Origin of the sequence: Brenneria sp. hezel4-2-4 (assembly GCF_013155275.1) — a bacterium.
GTDB lineage: Bacteria > Pseudomonadota > Gammaproteobacteria > Enterobacterales > Enterobacteriaceae > Brenneria.
The window spans coordinates 59,859-82,525 of record NZ_JABJXS010000005.1 but is presented as its reverse complement, the minus strand read 5'-3'; the positions used below and the strand labels follow the sequence as shown (position 1 = coordinate 82,525).

At 55.8% G+C, this 22,667-nt stretch carries 21 protein-coding genes and 1 pseudogene; 13 read left to right on the top strand and 9 right to left on the bottom strand.

All coding sequences use genetic code 11. The features are described from left to right. Positions 1 to 210: 210 nt before the first annotated feature. A complete protein-coding gene (locus HOY33_RS12280; protein WP_172290505.1) occupies positions 211 to 1,707 on the top strand; it encodes a pitrilysin family protein in 1,497 nt (498 codons plus the stop codon). Positions 1,708 to 1,745: 38 nt separating this feature from the next. Here the strand turns inward: HOY33_RS12280 and HOY33_RS12275 are convergent, their stop codons facing one another. From HOY33_RS12275 to yhjD, 3 genes are all read right to left on the bottom strand, one after another. Beyond that, positions 1,746 to 2,678: a sugar kinase gene (locus HOY33_RS12275; RefSeq protein WP_172290504.1), complete on the bottom strand. Its 933-nt coding sequence runs from the start codon at positions 2,676 to 2,678 to the stop codon at positions 1,746 to 1,748. A gap of 177 nt (positions 2,679 to 2,855) precedes the next feature. Then, positions 2,856 to 3,053 (bottom strand): 2-hydroxymuconate tautomerase family protein, encoded by a 198-nt coding sequence (locus HOY33_RS12270; protein WP_172290503.1) that lies wholly within the window; start codon positions 3,051 to 3,053, stop codon positions 2,856 to 2,858. A gap of 23 nt (positions 3,054 to 3,076) precedes the next feature. Continuing rightward, complete coding sequence (gene yhjD, locus HOY33_RS12265; RefSeq protein WP_172290502.1) at positions 3,077 to 4,108, bottom strand: inner membrane protein YhjD; 1,032 nt, start codon at positions 4,106 to 4,108, stop codon at positions 3,077 to 3,079. Between yhjD and HOY33_RS20495 the strand changes: the two genes are divergently transcribed. From HOY33_RS20495 to HOY33_RS12255, 3 genes are all read left to right on the top strand, one after another. Then, positions 4,099 to 4,320 carry a hypothetical protein gene (locus tag HOY33_RS20495; RefSeq protein WP_199377783.1) on the top strand — a complete coding sequence of 74 codons (222 nt, stop codon included), beginning with the start codon at positions 4,099 to 4,101 and terminating at the stop codon, positions 4,318 to 4,320. The two genes, yhjD and HOY33_RS20495, sit on opposite strands and share 10 nt — an antisense overlap. A 29-nt stretch (positions 4,321 to 4,349) precedes the next feature. Then, positions 4,350 to 5,543, top strand: a complete 1,194-nt coding sequence (locus tag HOY33_RS12260) for an MFS transporter (RefSeq protein ID WP_172290501.1) — start codon at positions 4,350 to 4,352, stop codon at positions 5,541 to 5,543. A gap of 330 nt (positions 5,544 to 5,873) precedes the next feature. After that, positions 5,874 to 7,409, top strand: a complete 1,536-nt coding sequence (locus HOY33_RS12255) for a flavocytochrome c (protein WP_172290500.1) — start codon at positions 5,874 to 5,876, stop codon at positions 7,407 to 7,409. Positions 7,410 to 7,526: 117 nt separating this feature from the next. On the opposite strand, the pseudogene HOY33_RS12250 reads toward HOY33_RS12255, so the two are convergent. Both HOY33_RS12250 and cpxP read right to left on the bottom strand, forming a co-directional pair. Further along, positions 7,527 to 7,692 (bottom strand): annotated as a pseudogene (locus tag HOY33_RS12250) (type II toxin-antitoxin system HicB family antitoxin); the annotation flags it as partial. 367 nt (positions 7,693 to 8,059) lie between these two features. Then, positions 8,060 to 8,545 carry a cell-envelope stress modulator CpxP gene (gene cpxP, locus HOY33_RS12245; RefSeq protein ID WP_172290498.1) on the bottom strand — a complete coding sequence of 162 codons (486 nt, stop codon included), beginning with the start codon at positions 8,543 to 8,545 and terminating at the stop codon, positions 8,060 to 8,062. Positions 8,546 to 8,698: 153 nt separating this feature from the next. On the opposite strand from cpxP, the gene cpxR reads away from it, so the two are divergent. The 4 genes from cpxR to HOY33_RS12225 are packed head-to-tail and all read left to right on the top strand — an operon-like array spanning position 8,699 to position 13,681. After that, a complete protein-coding gene (gene cpxR / locus HOY33_RS12240) occupies positions 8,699 to 9,397 on the top strand; it encodes an envelope stress response regulator transcription factor CpxR (protein WP_172290497.1) in 699 nt (232 codons plus the stop codon). Then, on the top strand, positions 9,394 to 10,764 hold the full coding sequence (cpxA, locus tag HOY33_RS12235) for an envelope stress sensor histidine kinase CpxA (RefSeq protein WP_172290496.1): 1,371 nt from the start codon (positions 9,394 to 9,396) through the stop codon (positions 10,762 to 10,764). The genes cpxR and cpxA overlap by 4 nt, the downstream gene beginning before the upstream one ends. A gap of 14 nt (positions 10,765 to 10,778) precedes the next feature. After that, positions 10,779 to 12,944: a hypothetical protein gene (locus tag HOY33_RS12230; RefSeq protein WP_172290656.1), complete on the top strand. Its 2,166-nt coding sequence runs from the start codon at positions 10,779 to 10,781 to the stop codon at positions 12,942 to 12,944. Further along, entirely contained in the window at positions 12,914 to 13,681 is a 768-nt protein-coding gene (locus HOY33_RS12225) for a DUF3142 domain-containing protein (protein ID WP_172290495.1), read from the top strand. Before HOY33_RS12230 ends, HOY33_RS12225 begins: the two co-directional genes overlap by 31 nt. Here the strand turns inward: HOY33_RS12225 and HOY33_RS12220 are convergent. Further along, positions 13,678 to 14,142 carry a tRNA (cytidine(34)-2'-O)-methyltransferase gene (locus HOY33_RS12220; protein ID WP_172290494.1) on the bottom strand — a complete coding sequence of 155 codons (465 nt, stop codon included), beginning with the start codon at positions 14,140 to 14,142 and terminating at the stop codon, positions 13,678 to 13,680. The two genes, HOY33_RS12225 and HOY33_RS12220, sit on opposite strands and share 4 nt — an antisense overlap. A 217-nt stretch (positions 14,143 to 14,359) precedes the next feature. On the opposite strand from HOY33_RS12220, the gene HOY33_RS12215 reads away from it, so the two are divergent. After that, positions 14,360 to 14,662, top strand: coding sequence for a hypothetical protein (locus HOY33_RS12215; RefSeq protein WP_172290493.1), 303 nt, complete (start codon positions 14,360 to 14,362; stop codon positions 14,660 to 14,662). Between the two features lie 12 nt (positions 14,663 to 14,674). Here HOY33_RS12215 and HOY33_RS12210 read toward each other — a convergent pair whose 3' ends face one another. Both HOY33_RS12210 and ugpQ read right to left on the bottom strand, forming a co-directional pair. Further along, on the bottom strand, positions 14,675 to 15,631 hold the full coding sequence (locus HOY33_RS12210; protein ID WP_172290492.1) for an AEC family transporter: 957 nt from the start codon (positions 15,629 to 15,631) through the stop codon (positions 14,675 to 14,677). Positions 15,632 to 15,679: 48 nt separating this feature from the next. Beyond that, positions 15,680 to 16,429, bottom strand: a complete 750-nt coding sequence (gene ugpQ / locus HOY33_RS12205; protein WP_172290491.1) for a glycerophosphodiester phosphodiesterase — start codon at positions 16,427 to 16,429, stop codon at positions 15,680 to 15,682. Between the two features lie 523 nt (positions 16,430 to 16,952). Here ugpQ and HOY33_RS12200 point away from each other — a divergent pair. Next, the gene (locus HOY33_RS12200) at positions 16,953 to 18,611 is read left to right on the top strand and encodes a methyl-accepting chemotaxis protein (RefSeq protein WP_172290490.1); all 1,659 of its coding nucleotides are present in this window, start codon (positions 16,953 to 16,955) and stop codon (positions 18,609 to 18,611) included. Between the two features lie 261 nt (positions 18,612 to 18,872). Here HOY33_RS12200 and ygbI read toward each other — a convergent pair whose 3' ends face one another. After that, positions 18,873 to 19,634 (bottom strand): DNA-binding transcriptional repressor YgbI, encoded by a 762-nt coding sequence (gene ygbI, locus HOY33_RS12195; RefSeq protein ID WP_172290489.1) that lies wholly within the window; start codon positions 19,632 to 19,634, stop codon positions 18,873 to 18,875. A gap of 225 nt (positions 19,635 to 19,859) precedes the next feature. On the opposite strand from ygbI, the gene ltnD reads away from it, so the two are divergent. Genes ltnD through HOY33_RS12180 form a run of 3 tightly spaced genes read left to right on the top strand, consistent with a single transcriptional unit; the run spans position 19,860 to position 22,665 of the window. Continuing rightward, on the top strand, positions 19,860 to 20,774 hold the full coding sequence (gene ltnD / locus HOY33_RS12190; RefSeq protein ID WP_172290488.1) for an L-threonate dehydrogenase: 915 nt from the start codon (positions 19,860 to 19,862) through the stop codon (positions 20,772 to 20,774). After that, positions 20,771 to 22,045, top strand: coding sequence for a 3-oxo-tetronate kinase (otnK, locus tag HOY33_RS12185; RefSeq protein ID WP_172290487.1), 1,275 nt, complete (start codon positions 20,771 to 20,773; stop codon positions 22,043 to 22,045). Before ltnD ends, otnK begins: the two co-directional genes overlap by 4 nt. Then, the gene (locus HOY33_RS12180; protein ID WP_172290486.1) at positions 22,042 to 22,665 is read left to right on the top strand and encodes an aldolase; all 624 of its coding nucleotides are present in this window, start codon (positions 22,042 to 22,044) and stop codon (positions 22,663 to 22,665) included. Before otnK ends, HOY33_RS12180 begins: the two co-directional genes overlap by 4 nt. The last annotated feature ends 2 nt before the right edge of the window (positions 22,666 to 22,667 follow it).

The window sequence follows — 22,667 nt, the reverse complement described above, 5'->3', positions numbered from 1 at the left end:
TGTTATACCTCAATATTTTCCCTTTTTTGAATTTTATTTCACCACGTGAAGTGACATAGATAAAAGCGTGTGGTCAAAGGGGATGGTACACTTCCGCCTTTCCCATTTTCCGTGATGCATCCACGAGAGTGTTCGGTGGCAAATGCAAGGCCACTATTATTATCAACAATGACCACATTATGTTGGATAGTTATTTAAGTAGGGGTTCACATGCAGGGCACCAAAATAGGCCTTTTAGTTGGTGGAATGTTGCTGACGGTTGTCGGCAGCAACGTGCAGGCTGAAGCGCTACAACCCGATCCTGCCTGGCAGCAGGGTAAACTTGATAATGGTTTTACCTGGCAATTACTGACGACGCCGCAGCGCCCGGGCGACAGGGTTGAGCTACGCCTGATGGTGAATACCGGTTCGCTGGTGGAAAACGCGCAGCAAATCGGGTTCGCGCATTTTCTTCCTCGTTTGGCGTTTGTGCCTGGCGAGACGCTTTCGGCGGCGCAACTGCCGTCCATGTGGACAGAGCATAATGACGGCAAGCGTCCTTTGCCGCCGGTGATCACCTCCTATGATTTCACGTCTTACAATCTGAGTTTGCCGAATAACCGACCGGAGCTGCTGAAAGAAGCGTTAAACTGGCTGTCGGAAACCGCCGGACGACTGGCTATCAGCGAGCAAAGCATTAATGCGGCATTGAATATGCCCGACCAGGTGGCGACATTCCCGCTTAATCCACAGGATCCCGGCTGGCGTTATCGGTTGAAAGGCTCCGCGCTCTTGGCTCACGATCCCGGTCAGGCGGTCAAACCGCCGTTAAATCACGAGCAGTTAACGCAATTTTATAAAACCTGGTACACGCCGGATGCCATGACGCTCTATATCGTCGGGCATGTCGATCACCGCGGCATGGTTGAGCAAATCGGTAAAGCGTTCTCATCTCTGCAAGGCAAACGCGAAGCTCCCGCGCCGGTGCCGACGTTAAGCCCCTTGCCGCTTCAGGCTATCAGCCTGATGAATCAAAACGTTCAGCAGAATACGTTGTCCCTGATATGGGATTCCCCGTGGCACCCGATTCGGGACGCTGAGGCATTAGCCCGTTACTGGCGAAGCGATTTGGCGCGGGAAGCCCTGTTCTGGCACGTGCAGCAGGCATTGCAAAAAAATCATCAAAAAGGCAATAACCTCCGTTTCGACTGTAACGTGTTTTATACCCGCGCGCAGTGCGCGATGCATATGGATGTTCCCGATAGTAGCGGCGTGATGGCGGACCTGACGTTTCTGGCTCAGGAGTTAGCGTCGTTAAGGGATAGCGGGCTGACGCAGCAGGAGTTTGATGGGCTTATCGCTCACAAAACGGATGAACTGAGCAAACTGTTTGCCACCTATGCCCGCACCGGTACGGACGTGTTGATGGATCAGCGTTTACGATCGCAGCAGAACGGCGTGGTGGATATTGCGCCGGAGCAGTACCAGAAACTGCGGCAGGCTTCTCTGTCTGCGTTGACGCTGGATGTGCTGAATGAGGCGTTGCATCACCAGCTTTCGCAGGAAGCGACGCTGATGCTGATACAGCCGCAGGGAGAGCCGGAAGCCAATATGAAAGAGCTTCAGGCCGCCTATAGCCGGATTATGACGCCGGTTGCCGATGCGGCCGCCCCCGCCGCGGAAGATCCTAAAACACAGGATGAAACGGATCCGCCCGTCGCGCCGTAATGAAAAAACACAAGGCCGTGCAAGCGGCCCGTCACCGCTTAAGCCGGCATGGCCTCCTGTGGGATAATCGCACCGCGGTACTGGATAACGGTGCTGGCGGTCAGGTGGCCGCGCTGCGCCGCTTCCCGCGCGCCGCCGCCATTCAGGCGCACGGCCAGATAACCGGCGCTGAAAGAGTCGCCTGCCGCGGTGGTATCGACCACTTTCTCTTTTGGCAGCGTCACGGCCGGCACATCAATGCATTCTTGTCCCTGTTGCGACACCAGGCAGGCGTCGGCCCCGCGCTTAATCACAATCTCCGTCACGCCTAAACCATGTGTCCGTTTAAGCACCTCGGCAACCGGTTTGGCTCCCCACAGCATGTCTTCATCATCCAGCGTCAGGAAGGCGATATCGGTGCAGGACAGCATATCGGCATAGGCTTTCTGCGTTTCTTCTCTGCTTTGCCACAGGCGTGGGCGATAGTTGTTATCAAAAATAACTTTGCCGCCATTGGCGCGGCAGGCGCGCAATAAGGCCAACAGGCGCTGGCGGCTTTCGGCATTAAGAATCGCCAGGCTGATGCCGCTCAGATAAAGGTAATCAAAATGCGCCAACTGTTTGCAGATCTTTTCCGCGTCGGCGCTGTCCAGCCAGTAGCGGGCGGCGGCGTCGTTGCGCCAGTAGTAGAAAGTGCGTTCACCGCTGTCGTCGGTTTCGATGAAATATAAACCGGGCAATTTGTTATCCAGACGCTGGATCAGATCGGTTTTTACCCCTTCTTCCTGCCAGGCGGCAACCATCTCTTCACTGAAGCTATCGGTGCCGAGCGCGGTGACGTAGTGCACGCCTAACACGTCCGGCCTGACCTGACGTGCTATGTACACGGCTGTATTCAGCGTATCGCCGCCAAATCCACGGTTAAGATCCGTGCCTTTTTGCGACAGTTCGATCATGCATTCGCCGATTATGGCAATGTGGTTAGTTGTCATCACTGTTGGCCTGTATGAGAAGAAAAAGACGGTAAATGCGGAAATTACCCTCAGTCTCAACATAACGAGACATTGAGTCAATAGCATTAAAACAATGTTTTATTTTTTCATGACGCAGATCGGAAAACCCCTGTTTTCCGATCCGTTTTGCCGGTGATGATGCGGGCGCGGGGCGGGCTATTTACGGCGGCGATCGGTGACGCTTTCCCCGCCAATTCCCCAGTTATCGGTATCTACTTCATCAATGACCACCATCGTGGTGGCCGGGTTTTTCCCCAACGTCTCGGCAAGAAGCCGCGTTACGCCGGCGATCAGGGTTTTCTTTTGCTCCGCCGTGGCGCCATCACGGGTGATTTTAATATTTACGTACGGCATACACTCTCCTGTTTGGGTATGAATTATGTCGATGGATCTTTTTCCTGCGCGTCGTTTTGCGGTGCATTACGGTCTGCCGAAATATCGCCTTTATAGTTGGCGGTGGCAATCCAGGCCGCGCAAAATAGCGTGAGCCGGGCGAAAAAATAGAAAAATGCCATTAGCCCGATAACCGAACCGAAGGCGGCGCCGGAGGGCGAACTTGCCAGTTTGGGCAGGGCGACGGTCATGGCGAATTTAATCGCTTCAAAACCGATTGCGGCAATTAACGTACCCCGGAACAACGCCTTGCGTTTGGGTTTGTGCCGCGGTAAGACAAAGAATATCCATAAAAATAACAAATAGTTGGCGAAAATTGAAATCGACAGCGCGATCAGGGTCATGGCCGGGCGCAGCCATTCGATTCCTTCCAGGCCCAGCGCGCGAACAATCATATCCTGCGCCGTTCCGGCGACGGAAGTCAGGAACAGCGTCACCACCAGCGCCAGCATCAACCCGGTCAGCGACAGAAAATCGCGGGTATACTGAAAGTAAATTTTCTCCTCATCTTTTGGGTTGCGCTCCCAGACATCGCGCGACTGGGCGCGGATGGCCTCGCGTAAATTCCCCATCCAACTGACGCCGGAATAAAGCGCGATGAGCAACCCGGTAATCCCGACGGTGGTACGTTGCTGGATGGCGGTATTCACCGTATTTTTCAGCGTGTTCGCCAGGTTGGGATCGCTGATGCTGTTGACGATCCGGTTAATCAACTCAGTAAGCAGGTCTGGATTTGAGGCCAGCACGAAACCCACGGCGGCAAACGACACCATTAATATCGGTATCAGCGATAGAAAGGAAAAATAGGTGATCGCCGCGCCAAACTGATTCCCCATTCGGTCATTGAAGCGTTCGCCGGCGCGGATCATATGCGCCACGCTGGGGATAGCCTGAATACGTTGCATCCAACTTTTGGCCCGGTTCAGAACGGTTCGGGGCTGCGGCGAGGGTTTATCCTCGGTTTTGGCTGCGGGGGTCGGCTGAGAATGACGCTCCGGATCTGCCGATGCTGGCATTGATCTTCTCCTGCGGTCAGTATTGCTGTGAGTTTGATTATAACCAACAATATGAGAATGTTACGGTTATTACCGCATTACCCTTGTCTAATGGGACAGATTCTAATTATAACGTCCGTTACGACTTAGCATTAATTGACGGTGAAAGGCGGGAAGCGCTTGTTTATACTCCGAAGCTTCCATACCGGCTGCGGTTGATGCTTTTGCCTTAAGCAATGATGTTAAGTGAGTAAAATTCTCCATGCCTATTTCGCCCTCATCGGAACCTGCCGTTGGCGCATTACGTTTGAATCTGCGTATTGTGTCCGTTGTCATTTTCAACTTCGCCAGCTATCTGACAATCGGTTTACCGTTGGCGGTATTGCCGGGTTATGTTCACGATGGCCTGGGCTACAGCGCTTTCTGGGCGGGGTTGGTGATTAGCCTGCAATATTTTTCCACTTTGCTGAGTCGTCCCCGGGCCGGGCGGTACGCCGATGAAAAAGGCCCCAAACAGGTCGTCGTCTGGGGGCTGGCCGGCGCCATGCTGAGCGGCGTGTGTTACCTGCTGGCCGCCTGGAACGAGGCTTCTCCGGCGATGGCCTTATTTTTGTTGTGCGTCGGGCGCTTAATCCTTGGCGCAGGGCAGAGCTTCGCCGGAACCGGCGCGACCTTATGGGGCGCGGGTTTGGTGGGGTCACGGCATATCGGGCGGGTGATTTCATGGAATGGGATCGCCACCTACGGCGCCATGGCGATCGGCGCGCCGCTGGGCGTATGGCTTAACCACATCGGCGGCCTGAAACTGCTGTCGATTTTCATCATACTGGTCGCGGCGATCGCCATGATTTTTGCTTCGTGGCGTCCGACGGTGAAGGTCACGCCGGGCAAAAAAATCCCATTCCGGGAAGTGCTGGGAAAGGTCTGGGTCTACGGCGTCATTCTCGCGCTCGCTTCGGCCGGCTTTGGGGTGATCGCGACCTTTATCACGTTGTTCTATGCCGACAGAAACTGGGAGGGCGCCGCGCTCACGCTGACGATCTTCAGTTGCGCTTTTGTGGGCGCCCGATTGCTGTTTCCCAACAGTATTAATCGGTTTGGGGGATTGCATGTGGCGCTGGCGTGCTTCGTGGTGGAAATCATCGGATTATTGCTGGTGTGGGGAGCGACGCAACCGCTGATGGCGGAGCTGGGCGCCTTGCTGGCCGGCGCCGGTTTTTCACTTGTCTTTCCGGCGCTGGGCGTGGTCGCGGTTAAGATGGTCTCCCCGCAAAATCAGGGAAGCGCGCTGGCTACCTATACCATTTTTCTCGATCTCTCGCTGGGCGTGGTAGGCCCGGCAGCCGGTGTGCTGATGGGCTATACCGGTATTGCGTCCATCTATCTGGCGGCGGCAATACTGGGGCTTGGCGGGCTGCTGCTGACGTGGCGCCTGCGGCGGCGTGACGTTCGGTAAACGAAAGCGCCTGATAAGATTAATCTTTCCCTTCTGTCCGACTTCGGTTTCTCGCGGTTGCTGTCTGCGGCCGCGCCGCGTTAAGTGAATCATGACTGTATGACAATGAGAGTGGACTCACGTTTAACTCCGCACTGTTTATGTTGAAATACAGTCAGGTACTTAGCCTGCCAATAATCACCGGCCAATGCATATCGTATAACGCCGTCGGTGAACATTCCCGCCATGATTACAGGCTGTGTGCCGTTATCCAAATCATCTTGCGAACTATCCAGATTATTCTTTGTTTTTTTATCGTGATTTACTGTTTTTGAACATGGAGATAATTCAATGAGTAAAAAACCAATATCTGATCCGCAAAGTCGCCGCCACTTTCTGAAATCAACCGGCATCGTTATCGGCGCGCTGGGCGGTGCGGCGTTATCCCGTCCGGCCCAGGCGGTGACGCCGCCGATAGCCGAACCGAAGCAATGGGATACCACGGTCGACGTGCTGGTTGTCGGTACCGGATTTGCCGGGCTGGCGGCCGCCATAGAGGCGCGTAATGCGAAGGCCGGGGTACTCATCATCGATAAGATGCCGCTGCTGGGGGGAAATTCGGTACTTAACGGCGGAGATCTGGCCGCCGCCGGCTCCAAAATGCAACAGGAGCAGGGTATCAAAGACTCGCCGGAGCTGATGTATCAGGACATGATGAAAGCGGGCAACTGGCTTAATTATCCGGAACTGGCCAAAACCGTGGCGGAACATTCGGTAGAGGCGCTCGAATGGGCGCAGAGTATTGGCGCGGAGTTTAACGTGGTCAATTATCACGGCGGCCATTCTGTGAAGCGCGCGCACCAGTTGGTGCAACGTTCCGGCTCGGGACTGATCATGAAACAGCAGCAGAAAGCCAGGGAACTGGGGGCGGTGATCGAGCAGAGAGCCAAACTTCTGCGGCTGGTTGTCGATCAGGACGGCAAGGTCATCGGGGCCGAGGTTCGGCGCGGGTATAGGTTTCCCGATGAGGACTCCGGTAAAATCGCCTACATCCGGGCCACCAAGGGCGTGATACTGGCATCCGGCGGTTTTTCTCAAGGGGTCGCGTTGCGTCAGATGTATGATCCCAGACTGACCGAGGAGTTTACCTCCACCAATCATCCGGGCGCGACCGGCGAGGCCATTATGGCGGCCTGCATGATTGGCGCGTTGGATACGCAGATGGACTGGATCCAACTGGGGCCCTGGACCAGCCCCGACGAGCAGGGGTTCGGCTATGTACCGCAGTTCGTTGAACGGGTCGTCGGCTATGGCCTGATGGTCGATCCTGCCAGCGGAAAACGCTTCTTTAAAGAGACCGGCAACCGCAAAGAGCGTGCCGATGCGATTATCCAACTGGGGCATCCGGCGGTGATAATCGCCGATAAAACCAATACCCTGAACATGGTGGATCCGGGGCAACGAGAGGGGGCGCTGAAAAACGGGTCGTTAAAAATGTTCAACACGCTGGAAGAAGTGGCGAAAGCTTATGATATGCCGGTCAGCGCGTTTGTCGAACAGGTCAATCGCTGGAATTCGTTTATCGAGCAGCGTAATGAACATGATCCGGATCTCGACAGCATGATTTTCAAAGACGCGGTGCCTAACGTCACGCCGCCGTTCTATGCGGCGCGTCTGTGGCCGCGGGTGCACCATACCATGGGCGGACTGGCGATTAACAAAGACGCCCAGGTAATCGGGTTTGATCTGAAGCCGATCCCCGGTCTGTACGCCGCCGGTGAAACGGTCGGCGGCGTGCATGGCGCGGTCAGACTTGGCAGCGTGGCGATGACCGACTGTATTGTCTTCGGTCGTATCGCCGGGAAAAAAGCCGCGCTTTCCGCCTGAGTTGCACTAACCATTAAACAATAGGGGAACCCCTCCGCATTGCCGTCACGCGGAGGGGAATAACCGGAATGATATAGAGATATATCCGCGAGCGGGTTTTTCAAATCATCGAATAGCTTATCGGATAGCGGAAATGCGCTCTAATGCGGCTTGTGCAAGAAAACCAGATCGACGCTTAAACTCCGGGTTGGTTGCCACGCAGCGATCTATACGATCGATTAACGAATTCGGTAACGTTAATTTTTTCCGCACCGCCGAGTAATCGGCCGACGTCAATATCAACTGTAAGCATCCAGCAGACCATGACTTATGCGCACCTGGCGCCGGACTATCTGGAAAACGCTATTACGCTCAACCCGTTGCGGGGGAAAATAGCCGTTTGAAAGTGTCCACATGTTGACCACATTTGCCCAAAATGGCCCGTTTTTGACCACTTTCTAACCGCTTGCAGTTGCTTGTGATTGCTTAATAGGTGGTTGTTTTAAAACGGTTTTACCGGAAAACCGCCAAAAAAAAAGCCCTCCATCATGGAGGGCAAAAGACAGGGATGGTGTCTATGGCAAGGAAAATAGGGTGTATCTACTACAGGTATTACTCGAACTACATTGCTACTCACTACTCACTGCTCGGGATTACGGGCGAATGCCTGATTATTGATCGGGCATCCGATTAAAAATTGATATCTGCTGCTGCATCTCTTTCATGCGCTGTTGGTGTTTTTGGTCTAAAATATTTTTCTGTTCAGTTGTCAGCAGGTTATACATCTGATTACGCACTCGGGTCATTTGAACCTGACGCTCAATCTGCCCTTGCATCATCTTGGTTATCTGAGCGCGGACGGCGGCTTCATCGAATCTATTGGCGATAACCAGCTTGTGCATGGTTTCAATATCTTCAGTGTTAAATGCCGGGGCGTCCTGACGGCCCTGATGCATCAAATCGCGCATCTGCTGCCGTTGTTGCTCGGTTAACTTCACACCATCAAACATGCCCTGCTGACCAGGAATTCTTTTCATGGCAGAGTCATCATCATGCTGCCAGCCATTCACAGCCGCACCTTCAACACCCGCTGCAAATGCAGTGAAAGAGCTCAGCATCAGCAGTGAGGCAAGAGATAACGTTGTGACGTGTTGCATCAAAAACTCCCTGGTGTGGCGTGCTGTTCTGTGAATCAATGAGCATCAGTCTAATCGTCTTGCTGCAAACATGCGTCAGAGGATGTAAAACTACGTAAAGTCATGGAATAGCGGTAATCTATGACGTATTTTGCCCCTGGAGGTAGAGAAAACATGAACAAGATCCTACTGGTTGATGACGATAGAGAGCTAACGTCTTTATTGAAAGAATTGCTTGAAATGGAAGGTTTTAACGTCGTTGTCGCCTACGACGGCGAGCAGGCGTTAAACGTATTGGATAACACTGTCGACCTGTTGCTGCTGGATGTGATGATGCCGAAGAAAAACGGTATCGATACATTAAAAGAACTGCGCCAGCAGCACCAGACACCGGTAATCATGTTAACTGCCCGCGGCAGCGAACTGGATCGGGTGCTCGGCCTGGAGCTGGGCGCGGATGACTATCTGCCGAAGCCCTTTAACGATCGTGAGTTGGTTGCCCGTATCCGCGCCATTTTGCGGCGCTCTAACTGGACGGATCAGCAACAGTCCGGCGAAACCGGCGCCCCGACGCTGGAAGTTGACGGCCTGCGCCTTAACCCCGGTCGGCAGGAAGCCAGCTTTGATGAAACCGTGTTGGATCTGACCGGCACCGAATTCACGCTGCTGTATCTGCTGGCGCAACGGCTGGGCCAGGTTGTCTCGCGCGAGCATCTGAGCCAGGAAGTGCTGGGAAAACGGCTGACGCCGTTTGACCGCGCCATCGACATGCATATCTCTAATCTGCGCCGCAAACTCCCCGAGCGCAAAGATGGGTTGCCGTGGTTTAAAACGTTGCGCGGACGAGGTTATCTCATGGTGTCTGCTGCATGATCAATAGTTTGACCGCACGTATTTTCGCTATTTTCTGGCTGACGCTGGCGCTGGTGCTCATGCTGGTACTGATGGTGCCCAAGCTTGATTCACGTCAGCTGACGGCGCTGCTGGAAAGCGAGCAGCGGCAAGGGATTATGCTGGAGCAACATATTCAGGCCGATCTGGCGAATACTCCCGCCAACGATTTGCGCTGGTGGCTGAGGTTATTCTGGGTCATTGAGAAGTGGGCTCCGCCGGGGCAGCGTCTTTTGCTGGTCACCAGCGAAGGGCGGGTGCTTGGCGCGCAGAAAAGCGAAACTCAAATTGTGCGTAACTTTATCGGCCTGTCCGACAACGCCGATCATCCACAAAAAAAGAAATATGGCCGTGTCGAACTTCTGGGGCCATTCTCTATCCGGGACGGTGAAGATAATTACCAGCTTTACCTGATTCGTCCGGCAAGCAGCCTGCAATCAGACTTTATCAACCTGTTGTTCGACCGTCCGTTGTTGCTGTTGATTTTCACCATGCTGATCAGCTCGCCCTTATTGTTATGGCTTGCCTGGAGCCTGGCGAAACCGGCCCGTAAGCTGAAATATGCGGCGGACGAGGTGGCGCGCGGCAACCTGCGGCAGCATCCTGAACTGGAGGCGGGGCCGCAGGAATTTCTGGCGACCGGGGTCAGTTTTAACCAGATGGTCAGCGCGCTGGAGAGGATGGTTACGGCGCAACACCGTCTGCTGTCCGATATTTCGCACGAATTGCGCACTCCGCTTACGCGTCTGCAACTGGCTACCGCATTACTGCGTCGGCGTCAGGGGGAGGGCCATGAGCTTAACCGTATTGAAACCGAAACGCAGCGGCTGGATAGCATGATCAACGATCTGCTGGTTCTGTCGCGCACGCAGCATAAGAACGAACTTACCCGCGAATTTCTCCGTGCCGATGAACTGTGGGGCAATGTTTTGGATGACGCCGGCTTTGAAGCGGAGCAGATGGGGAAAACGCTGGAAGTGACTTATCCGCCCGGCCCGTGGACGCTGTATGGTAATCCCTCCGCCCTCGATAGCGCGCTGGAAAACATCGTGCGCAACGCGCTGCGTTATTCTCACCAGCATATTGCCGTCGCCTTTTCCGTCGATAATCAGGGGATCACCATCAAAGTGGATGATGATGGCCCTGGGGTCAGCCCGGAAGATCGGGAGCAGATTTTCCGGCCGTTCTACCGTACCGACGAAGCCCGCGATCGGGAGTCGGGCGGTACGGGTTTGGGGTTGGCAATCGTAGAGACGGCGATCGCGCAGCATAAAGGCTGGGTAAAAGCGGAAGATAGCCCGCTGGGCGGTCTGCGGCTAATTATCTGGCTGCCATTACATCAGAGATAAATTGCAATATGCACATGAAAGGCATGACGCTGCTGGTTGGTTTGCTGACCACATTATTCAGCGCTCCGGTACTCAGCTCCAGCGATGGGATATGTGGTTTTTTCGACGAAGAGTGCGGGATAGCCGCATTTCCTTATCTGGCGCCGGATAACGACACCCGAACCAACCTGATGTTATTGCAGAGCAGTCGCAGTCATATCGCACTGCCCGTTCCTCAGCCTGTGCCCGATCAGGCGCATACGCGCATCGATCCGTTCACGGCCTACCGTGTGATGGGGTTGGCGGCGACAGAAGAAACGTCTTCATCTGCGACGCCCGCGGAGCTGGCGGAAGAGCGTTCGCTGCAAAACAAAACACAGCAGCTTCATTTATCCCCCGCGACCCGGGAAACGCTCAGGATACTGAGTCCCGGCGGTAGCGAGGGACGGCAACTCTCGAATACGGTCTCAACCGTTGCAACGTTCTTTGATGTACTGCTGGCGGATCGGCAACTGACGGATGCGCAGCGTACGCTGCTGGCTCAGGCGCGGGTGAATATGCTATCGGCGGATTATCAGGCCGCCGCGTTGTCAACCGAGCTTGGCGGCCTGCCTGACGACGGCCGCGCGGGGGAACTTAAGCGCTATCTGATCGCTGCGTTTGCTTTCTATCAGGGTGAATTTGATCGGGCGGAAACGGGGTTTCAGTCACTGACCCAGGTCGACCAGCCATGGGTTGCCGAAACGGCGCGCTATATGCTGATACGGGTGGCGATTAACCAATCGATGCAGCATGCGTTGGACGAGTACAATATGTTCGATGCCGGCAAGGCCGATAAAAACGTCGGGCTGCTCGCCATACGGCGGATTGACGACTATCTGAAGCAGTATCCGCAAGGACGATACGCCGATTCCGCGCAGGGCCTTTATCGGCGGGCGTACTGGCTAATCGGCGATCTGAATGCATTACCGAAAACCTACCATCAGGCGCTGAGCCATGCCGACAGCGTCAGTGAGTTACAGGCGCTGAGTAATGAGATTGATAACAAACTGCTGGAAAATGGCAAATTCACCACCTCGCCGGAGAGTCCGCTGTTAATGCTGGTGCAGGATCTTAAGCGCCTGCGCGCCGACGATGGCTGGATGCAATTACCGGCCTTATCCGCGCAAGAATTGGCAAGCCAGCAAGCGTTGTTTGACCATGCGGGTATGCAAACGGAATTCAGCTATCTACAGGCCGCCTGGCGGTTTTATCACCTGAAAGATTATGCCGCGGTGATAAACAGCATTCCTGCCGCTAAAGATGACGATCTCACCGATACCACCCGTTTTAGTTTGCAAGTGCTGCGCGGAAAAGCGTTCCAGCAGCAGAGGCAGTGGGAGGACGCCGAAATGCACTGGCGCCGCCTGCTGACGCTGAAAACGAATTATACCCAGCAGCAGTTCCTGCAACTCGCGCTGGCCGAGACGCTGGCGAAGGCGGGCCGCCCGGAAGCCGTATTCGCCGCCGACAGCCCGGTTAAAAATCTGCGTTTTCGTTCCGCGGTGTTAAAAACCAGCGCCGGCGCCGACCTGCTCCGCCAGCAAACCGGCCCACAGCAGACGCATGAGGAACGCGCCATTGCCCTGCATACCTTGCTGACAAAATCACTGACGCATGCCGATTATGCCGGCTACCTCAAAGACATTGAGTTGAGAAAAGCCATCTCTCCGCTGAAAGAGTCGGAAAACATCAGTTGGAGCCGGGAAAACCTGGCGGTGTTTGACTGGGACGGCGGCGATGCCGAAGAAGGGTATCAATGTCCGGCGCTGAATGCGGTGGTGAACCGGTTGAGTCAGCACCCTGACGATGCGCGGGCCAGCAACTGCCTCGGCGAATTTTTCCTGCGCACCGGCAATGTCGTCGGCTTTGACTGGGGCGAGAGCAATATGCTGGATGAGTTAATCAACGCGCCGACCCGGTTTACCGGCCAGGAATATAACCGACTGGATGGCTATCTGCGGGTGATCGCCGATCCCAATGCGCCGCCGGAAGATAAAAGCTACGCGCTCTACCGGGCCGTCTACTGCTACGCTCCCAGCGGACACAATGACTGCGGTCGGCAGGAGATCGGCAAAGCCACGCGCAAGGCCTGGTTTACCAGGCTGAAAACCGAGTTTAAAGGCACGCCGTGGGCAGGGCGGCTCAAATATTACTGGTAGGCCGGGCGATAGCGCTGGCCTGGCTGCTGTCGGTCAGCGTCGCGGTTCAGGCCGGCAGCGTTAATGCCGCGCACTATCGGGCTTTCTGGCTGTGGGCGGCGGTGCGGCCGCAGCCGGTGCTACATCAAGCCGATACGCTGTATCTTCATCAGGGCGAGATCGCCCGTCGGCAGGGAAAGCGTGTTTTTCTTCGTCAGGGGATCCCCGCCAGCAAATTACGCGTAACCCATCTATGGCTTTCTTTCCGGCTGACCACGCTGGAACTGTCTGATAATCACCTCAACCGTATGCTGAAACTGCGGGAAAGCTGGCGTCGCCATGGCAATCAGGCGCCGGGAATTCAAATCGACTTTGACGCCAAAAGCCACCAACTGGCGGGATATGTGGCGTTTCTGCGACAGTTGCGAAAAAGAGTGCCGGAAGACTGCCGGCTGAGCATCACCGGGCTGCTCGACTGGGCGAAAACCGGCGACGCGGCCGAACTGAACCGACTGCATGACAGCGTTGACGAACTGGTGGTGCAAACCTATCAGGGGCGCAATACGGTTACCCGTTATGCCGACTATCTGCCGGCCTTGATGAAGTTGACGATCCCTTTCCGGCTGGGGTTGGTGCAGCACGGTAAGTGGGACAGGGCATGGCAACAGCGCCTTGCGGCGTCTCCCTACTATCGCGGCGAGGTTGTTTTTCTGCTAAATCCGCCGCCGGAAAAACAACGCCCTGGCGCAGGCGATTAAACGCGGCCGCCAAAGCCGTTCTGCCGCCAGGCTTCGTAGCTGATAATGGCAACCGCATTAGATAAATTCAGGCTGCGGCTCTCCGGTTGCATGGGGATGCGGATACGGAAGTCCGGCGCAAAGCCATTGCGGATCTCATCGGGCAGTCCGGCCGTTTCCGAGCCGAACAGCAGTACGTCTCCGGGCTGATAGTCCGGCCGATCGTAAGGGCGGCTGCCTTTGGTGGTGCAGGCAAAAATACGCAGCCCTGCCACCGTCGCCAGAAAGTCCTGATAGTTTTTATGACGGCGAACGTTGGCTAAATCATGGTAATCCAGCCCGGCCCGGCGCAGCTTCTTCTCTTCAAAATCAAAGCCCAGCGGTTCAATCAGATGAAGCGTGCAGCCGTTGTTGGCGGCCAAACGGATAATATTACCGGTATTCGGGGCTATTTGTGGCTCATAGAGCGCAATATGAAACATGGAGTGACTTCAATGACCAGAAAAATTCTGTCGGCAGTATATAACATTCCATCAAAGTAACCCAAAACCTGAACGGTCAGGCAATGCGGATTACTCCGCAGGACGTTTTCACTATTGACGGTTACACTATAAGCGACGGGCCAATGATTTACCTGAATGGGTATCGGCCCGGGCGAAATGACGGTTTTGGCACATTCCGTGCCGTGGAGGATCGAAGATGAAGTATCCATTCACACTGACGACGCTGCTTTCTGTGCTGTTTTTGCTGCCGCTGGCCGGCCAGGCCGCCAATCCGCAGACGCCATCGGCGCAGCAGCAGTATGAAAACGGCATTAGCAGCCAGAAGCAGCTACAGCAGCGCATGCAACAGAACCAGCAGGGGCAGAAGCAGCAACTGAACCAACAGCTACAGCAACGCAATACCCAGTTGCAGCAGCAACGACAGCAGCAGTTGGAACAGGAGCGGCAACGCAGCACCCAGCAAAAGATGCTGCCGACTCAGCCCCGGCAAACCCCTTAACCGGTTGGCCGCTTAAAGACGCACGCCCATCAGCGTCAGGATCAGCGGGGTGGTCAGGGCGGCCAGCGCCGTCGAGAGCAACAGGCTGGACGCCACCGGACCGCCCAGTGCATTAAACTGGCGCGACATCAGATAAATGTTTACGCCCACCGCCATCGATCCCAGCAGCACCACGGCCCGGGTTTCCATTTCCGGCAGGCCCAGCGCCATCGCCAGCAGCCAGATCACCAGCGGCTGTACCAGCAATTTGATGAAACAGATCGCCGTGCTGATTTGCCAGCCGTCGCGAATACGGTATTCAGCCAGTCCCATACCGAGCGCAATCAGCGACAGCGGCACCGCAATCTGGCCCACCATGACCAATGGCTTATCGACGTAAGACGGCAGCGTCAAGCCGGTCAGACTGAACGCCGTCCCGGAAAGAATACCGATAATCAGCGGGTTTTTCAGTACCCCCAGCGCGGTTTTGGTGAAGCCTTGCAGAGAGAGCGCGCCATTGCGCGCCCACTCAACGGATACCGTCACCAGCGTCCAGAGGATCAGGCCGTTGAACACCACCACCAGGGCGACGGAAGGCACCGCCTCCTCACCCAGCAACAGCGTGGCGATCGGTAATCCCAGCATCACATTGTTGGAGAAGATGCCGCTCAGCGCGAAAACCGAGCCGGAAACGCCATCCAGATGAAAAATCTTACGCGCCACGATGCGGCCCAGCACGAAAACGATCAGGCAACTGCCGAAGAACGCGATCAGCAGGCGGGCGTCAACCGTCGGACGCTGGGCAAAATCGCACATCATGCGGAATAACATCGCCGGCATGGCGACGGAGAAGACGAAGCGGCTCATGCCGTCGGTAATGGTCGTCGGCCATTTTCCGAAGCGGATTAGGCCATAACCCAGCATGATCAACACAAATAGTGGTAAAGAAAGGAAAATCTGGTGCCAGAGCGAACTAATAAATGCGGGCATCGAGCCACTTCCTTATTAACCGGCGCTAATCGCAACAACGGGCGGATTTCAACCGGCAGCAAAGCCCGCCCCGATCAAATCTATCCGGTCAGTGCAGATACAGTCAACGCCCCAATCAAGTAATGTTCGCGCCCGGGCAGGTTGGTTCACGGTATATGCCAGAATCCGCAGCCCGGCGGCTTTCAGTAACGCCGTCCGTTCCGCCGTCAGCCGTTGATGATTAAGGTGGAGCGATACGCACCCTAAACGTTGCGTCAGGGTTTGCCAGTCGTCGTTCCATTTATCCAGCAGCAGGCCGCGAGGAAGCTCGGGAACCGCCTGCCGGGCCGCCTCCAGCGCCTGCGCCGAGAATGACGACAGCAGCGGTGCGACGGGGTGATCTCGCCAGAGCCGACGCGCGGCCAGGGCGACCAGCCGCCCGGTTTCCCGCTCGCGGCCGGTGGTGGGTTTAATTTCAATATTGGCCGCCATCGCGTATTTCTCACAGCGCGTCGCCACTTCGGATAACAGCGGCAACCGTTCGCCGGCAAACTGTTTACCGTACCAGCCGCCGACATCCAGCCCGACTAATTTGTCCCACGGCAGATCGCCCGCAATCCCCCAACCGTTGCTGGTTCGCTCAAGCGTGTCGTCATGCAGTAAAAAGATCTCGCCGTCCCGCGACAGCTTGGCGTCAAATTCGATCATCTTGTGACCGAAACTGGCGCCCACATCAATCGCCGCCAGCGTGTTTTCAGGTGCCAGTGAACCGCCGCCGCGATGGGCGACAATCGCCGGATATGGCCAGGTATCTTCCATTGTTCCATCCGTAATCCGCTTTGCGAATCAAACCAATACCATGACTGTGCGGACAAATGCCGCCAGTCGTGCGTGTTGCCAACTGAATATGCTCCGCCCCGGCCTCAAACGTCAACTCGCGCTCACCCTATGACGGTTTGGGTTGCAGACCAAACAGCGCTGACAAATGCAGACTGCATGGCGAAAAAGCGCGCCGCTTCTGTGACAGGGTACGAGTTTTACGAGCATGATTGCGCTATAGCAATAGTCAATGACGATCAATATTTTTACATATGCAGATTTTCACTATTGTATGGCGACAATCAGGCCTGTTTTCGCTCATTTATCCAACAATAGATTTGTTGGCCGCTCACTTATACTCCTTATTCATCACTGACTGCCCGATACCCGAGTTCATCAGGTATGACGTGAATAAATAACAAGTTCTTAACAACAGCTTGTCTAACGTCCCCATGTAAAACAATTACACAGACATATCTCGGCAAGCGGATCTGTCGGCAGATATTCAACACCAAGGAACATTATGAATTTTTTAAAAAACATGAAATTGGGAACAATGCTAGGGTCAGGCTTTGCCGTCATTATCCTGATTGGTTTTGTTGTCTCCCTGTTTGGCCGTATGCAACTGGCAGAACTGGGCGGCAATATCCAGTTGTCACAGGTGCGTATCAACAATCTGCTGTTGATGCAGGAGGTTAAAGACAACATCAATACCCTGTCGCGCGTTATCAGGAACATTGCGCTGATGGACGATCGGCAGGAGATGGAAGAACAGAGGCAACGTATTGTCAGGTTACAGGCACGTAATGCCGAATTGTTTACGCAGATCCGGGAGAACACCATCTCGCCAGAAGCCCGGACGCGCACGCAAAACCTGGAAAAACTCATACCGTCTTATATTGAGACGGTAAACAAATCGATTAGCGTGGGGATGTCGGGGCAGCTTGAGGAAACGCGTAATATACTGTTCGGCGAGTTGCAAGATGCGCAGGACGGTATTTTTAACGCGTTGGGTGAAATGGTCACCTACCAGGCGACGCTGACCATTGATACCGCAAACGCATCAGAACATCAGGCGCGCACCGCGGGTTCATTAATGCTCATCATAGCGGCGTTGGTGGCGCTGTTGGGCGGGCTGGTTGCCTGGGGAATTACCTACAAGATTAAGAAGCAACTGGGCGGCGAACCCACGTATGCGGTTGAAATCGCGCAACAGGTGGCGCAGGGCAATCTGGCGTTGGAAGTCCAGTTACGTCCGGGCGATACCAGCAGCGTTCTGGCGGCGATGGCGGCCATGCGCGACGGCCTGAGCCATACGGTAAATCAGGTGCGTCAGAGCAGCGAATCGATTGCCACCGGCGCCGGCCAGATTGCGATAGGCAACACCGATTTAAGTCAGCGCACCGAAGAACAGGCCTCTAATTTGCAACAGACCGCGGCCTCCATGGAGCAGATGCATACGACCATCAAACAGAATACGGATACCGTCACCATGGCATCGGAACTGGCCAACGCGGCCAGCGCCACGGCGACCAAAGGTGGGACCGTGGTCAGCAATGTGGTCGCCACGATGGGAGATATTTCCGCCAGTTCACGTAAGATTGGCGACATTATCGGCGTTATTGACGGCATTGCTTTCCAGACCAATATTCTGGCGTTGAATGCCGCGGTGGAAGCCGCTCGCGCCGGTGAACAGGGGCGCGGCTTCGCCGTCGTCGCCGGCGAGGTGCGTTCGCTGGCGCAGCGTTCCGCATCCGCCGCCAAAGAGATCAAGGATCTGATTGGCGAGAGCGTACAAAAGGTGGAAAACGGTTCACATTTGGTCAATGAAGCCGGAACCACGATGGGCGAAATCGTCGAGCAGGTACGCCGCGTCGCGGAGTTGCTGGGTGAAATCGGCGTAACGACCCGTGAACAGTCCCAGGGGATCTCCCAGGTAAATGATGCGGTTAACCAGTTGGATGAAGTCACGCAGCAGAACGCTGCGCTGGTAGAAGAGTCCGCTACCGCCGCGGACAGCCTGAGCGATCAGGCCAGACGTCTGGTTGAGTTGATGAGTACTTTCCGTTTGAGCGGCGAGGATGTGGGTAGAATTCCTGCGCAGAAGGCCGGTCGTCCGGCGCAAACGCCGACGCTGAAACTGGCCGGTCAGTCCAGCGCGCAGAATTGGGAGTCATTCTAAAGGCCGATTGATTTACCGCTCAGGCCGCCTGAGACCGTTGACGCGGCTCCTTCGGCGGTAGTCCCCTTTCCCGAACCGCCAGTGACGCGTTCCCGACGCGGCACTGGCTTGCGCCGCATTCGCGGGGACGTCCACCTCAGCGTAATTTCTTACGCCGTGCGGTGACCGGTTTAAACACTAAATTTATATCTAATATCAGCATGTTAAATATAAAAATACAAACAAGGCATTTTTGTGTGAGTCCCTCCGCGCTTAGCCGGGTTATTCCGCCACCAGCACCTCAACCCCCATTTTCCCCAACGTTTCTTTCGCCGTGCCCGGCAGCCCGTTATCGGTAATAATACTGTTAAGAACCGTTAGCGGGGTGGCCAGATAGGTGGCGATGCGGCCGTATTTTGAAGTGTCGCAGAGCAGAATACGCTTGCTGCTGGCCGTCACTACCGCGCGTTTCACCCCCACTTTGTCTTCATTCGGCGTGGATAAGCCGCGCAGGCTCCATGAGGAAGCGGAAATAAAGGCGATATCGATAAACAGGTTGCGCAGCGCCTGCGCGGTTGCCTCACCGACACAGGAGCGGTTTTCCCGACATAGCGTACCGCCGGTGTGGATCATGCGACACTGGCTGGATTCAATAAGAAAGGCCGCAATCACAAAATCGTTGGTCACGATCGATAAGTCATCCCGCTCGGCCAGTTGGCGCGCCAACGATAGCGTGGTGGTGCCGGCATCCAGATAAATGCAGCTGTTCGGCGGGATCTGCCGGGCCGCCAACCGGCCAATCGCCTCTTTCTGTTGGCTGAACATGACGGACTTATCCTGATGCGACGGTTCAATCGCCAGGCGCTCCGGAGAACGCACCCCGCCGGATACGCTGAGCAAGAGGCCGTCCTGTTCCAGTTTTTGTACATCCCGCCGCACGGTCATATGCGAAACCTCAAGCCGCTCGGTCAGTTCAGCGATACTAACCACACCGCGCTCCGCGACCAGCGCCAGAATACGTTGATGACGTTCTACTGGGATCATCCCTGCTCCTATCCTTATTTGATAAATATTGTGATAACTATCGCGTTTGAGAACGATAATTATCATAAATTCACGCTATAAACCACGACGCGGGCCTGCTTTCCTCACAATCTTTACGATTTGGATGTTAATTTATGTGATATCAATCACCCTGCATAGCAATATAAACGCTTATATTTAACACCATAGAACAAATAATCACTAAAATTAACAAAGGCGACAGTTATGAAAAAAACATCAGAGTATGCCGTAGCCGTTATCGGTTTGGGTTCCATGGGCTTTGGCGCGGCGACGTCCTGTATCAAAGCCGGATTAACCACCTACGGCGTGGACATTAATTCGCAAGCGCTTGAACGCTTACGCCAGGCCGGCGCCGCACAGGCCGAAACGGATATTGCTGCCTTTGCCGACAAGCTGGATGCCGTGGTACTTCTGGTTGTCAACGCCGCGCAGGTGAACAGCATTTTGTTTGGCGAACCTGGCGTTGCCGGGAAGTTGAAACCCGGCACGGCGGTTATGGTGTCGTCGACCATTTCCTCGCAGGACGCCCAGAATATCGCTCAACGACTCGCCGGGCATCAATTGATTATGCTGGATGCCCCGGTCTCCGGTGGCGCCGTCAAAGCCGCCGCCGGAGAAATCACGGTGATGGCTGCGGGTTCCGATCTGGCCTTTGCAAAATTGCAGCCGGTGCTGGACGCCGTCGCCAGCAAGGTTTATCGCGTCGGCGATGAGATCGGTCTGGGCGCGACGGTAAAAATCATTCATCAACTGCTGGCCGGCGTACACATCGCCGCGGGCGCGGAAGCCATGGCGCTGGCCGCGCGCGCGGGCATTCCGCTGGACATCATGTACGACGTGGTGACCAACGCCGCCGGTAACTCATGGATGTTCGAGAACCGGATGCGTCACGTAGTGGACGGCGACTATACGCCGAAATCCGCCGTCGATATCTTCGTTAAGGATCTGGGGCTGGTGACCGACACGGCCAAAGCGCTCCACTTCCCGCTGCCGCTGGCGTCGACTGCGTTCAACATGTTCACCGCCGCCAGCAACGCCGGGTTCGGCAAAGAAGACGACAGCGCGGTGATCAAAATTTTCAGCGGTATTAGCCTGCCGGAAAAAGGGGAGGAAAAATGATCGCCCTGGGTGTTATTGCAGACGACTTTACCGGCGCCACGGACATCGCCAGCTTTCTGGTCGGAAACGGCCTGCCGACGGTGCAATTGAATGGCGTCCCGCCGGCGGATTTTCAGGTTAACGCGCAGGCCGTGGTCATTAGCCTGAAATCCCGTTCCTGCCCGGCGCAGCAGGCCGTCGCCGCGTCGCTGGACGCGTTGTCCTGGCTCCGGCGGCAGGGCTGTCAGCAGTATTATTTCAAATATTGCTCGACCTTTGACAGCACGGATAAAGGCAATATCGGGCCGGTTACCGACGCGTTGCTGGATACGCTGGGGGAAACGCAAACCGTGATTTCGCCCGCCTTGCCGGTCAACGGCAGAACCGTGTATCAGGGCCATCTGTTTGTGATGAATCAACTGTTGTCCGAATCAGGTATGCGAAATCATCCGGTGACGCCGATGACGGACAGCAATCTGATGCGGGTGATGGAGCGGCAGGCCGCCGGCCGTTGCGGGCTGGTGCCTTATCCGGTGATGGAGCAGGGCGCGGAGGCGGTTAAACAGCAGTTGGCGCAGCTCAGGCAGCAAGGCGTTCGTTACGCGGTGCTGGATACCCTGAACGAACAACATTTGCTGACGCAGGGCGAGGCGCTGCGCGATATGAAGCTGGTTACCGGCGGCTCCGGTCTGGCTATCGGCCTTGCCCGCCAGTGGGCGCAGTCCGCCGGACAGAGTGGCGCGGCCACCGCCGCCGGTATGCCGCAGCCCGGTCCCGGCGTGGTGCTGTCCGGTTCCTGCTCGGTGATGACCAATCAGCAGGTCGCCCGTTACCGCCAGCAGGCGGCCAGCCGCGCCATTGAGGTAGCGCGCTGCCTGCAAGGGGATGAAGAGCGGCAGGCCTATGTCCGCGAGCTCGCCGCATGGGTGAATGAGCACCGCGATGAGGCGCTTGCGCCGCTGTTGTACGCGACGGCCTCAGCGGACGAACTCGCGCAGATCCAGCAACGCTGGGGGGCGGAGGCCAGCAGTCAGGCGGTGGAGGCGCTGTTCGCCGCCGTGGCCCGACAGCTTCAGCAGCAAGGATTTCAGCGTTTCATCATTGCCGGCGGAGAAACGTCCAGCATTGTGGTGCAAACGTTGGGTATCCACGCTTTCCATATCGGCCCGTCGATTTCACCCGGCGTGCCCTGGGTCAGATCCACCAACCACCCGCTGTCGCTGGCATTGAAATCCGGCAATTTTGGCGATGAAGACTTTTTTGCCCGAGCACAAAGGGAGTTCGCAGTATGAATGAACAACACGCACGCGACGAGATGGTCAGGCTGGGGGCATCTTTCTTTCAGCGCGGTTATGCCACCGGCTCCGCAGGCAACCTCTCGCTGCTGCTGGATGACGGCACGTTGCTGGCCACGCCAACCGGATCTTGTCTGGGCGAGCTGGATGCCGGGCGCTTATCCAAAGTCGACATGAGCGGCGAATGGATTTCGGGCGACAAGCCGTCGAAAGAGGTCAGTTTCCACCTGTCGCTTTACCGCAATAACCCGCAATGCCGGGCGGTCGTTCATCTGCACAGCACCTACCTGACGGCGTTGTCCTGTCTGGAAGGGCTTGACCCGCAGGATGCGATTAAACCGTTCACGCCCTATGTAGTGATGCGCGTCGGCGAGGTGCCGGTGGTGCCCTATTACCGCCCGGGCGACGCGCGGCTCGGCGAGGATTTGGCGAAGCTGGCCCCGCATTATCGGGCGTTTCTGTTAGCCAACCACGGCCCGGTCGTCACCGGTAAAGATTTACGGGCGGCGGCGGACAATATGGAAGAACTGGAAGAGACCGCCAAACTGATTTTTATTCTCGGCGATCGGCGTATTCGTTATCTCACCGTTGACGAAATTGATGAATTACGGAGTTAATC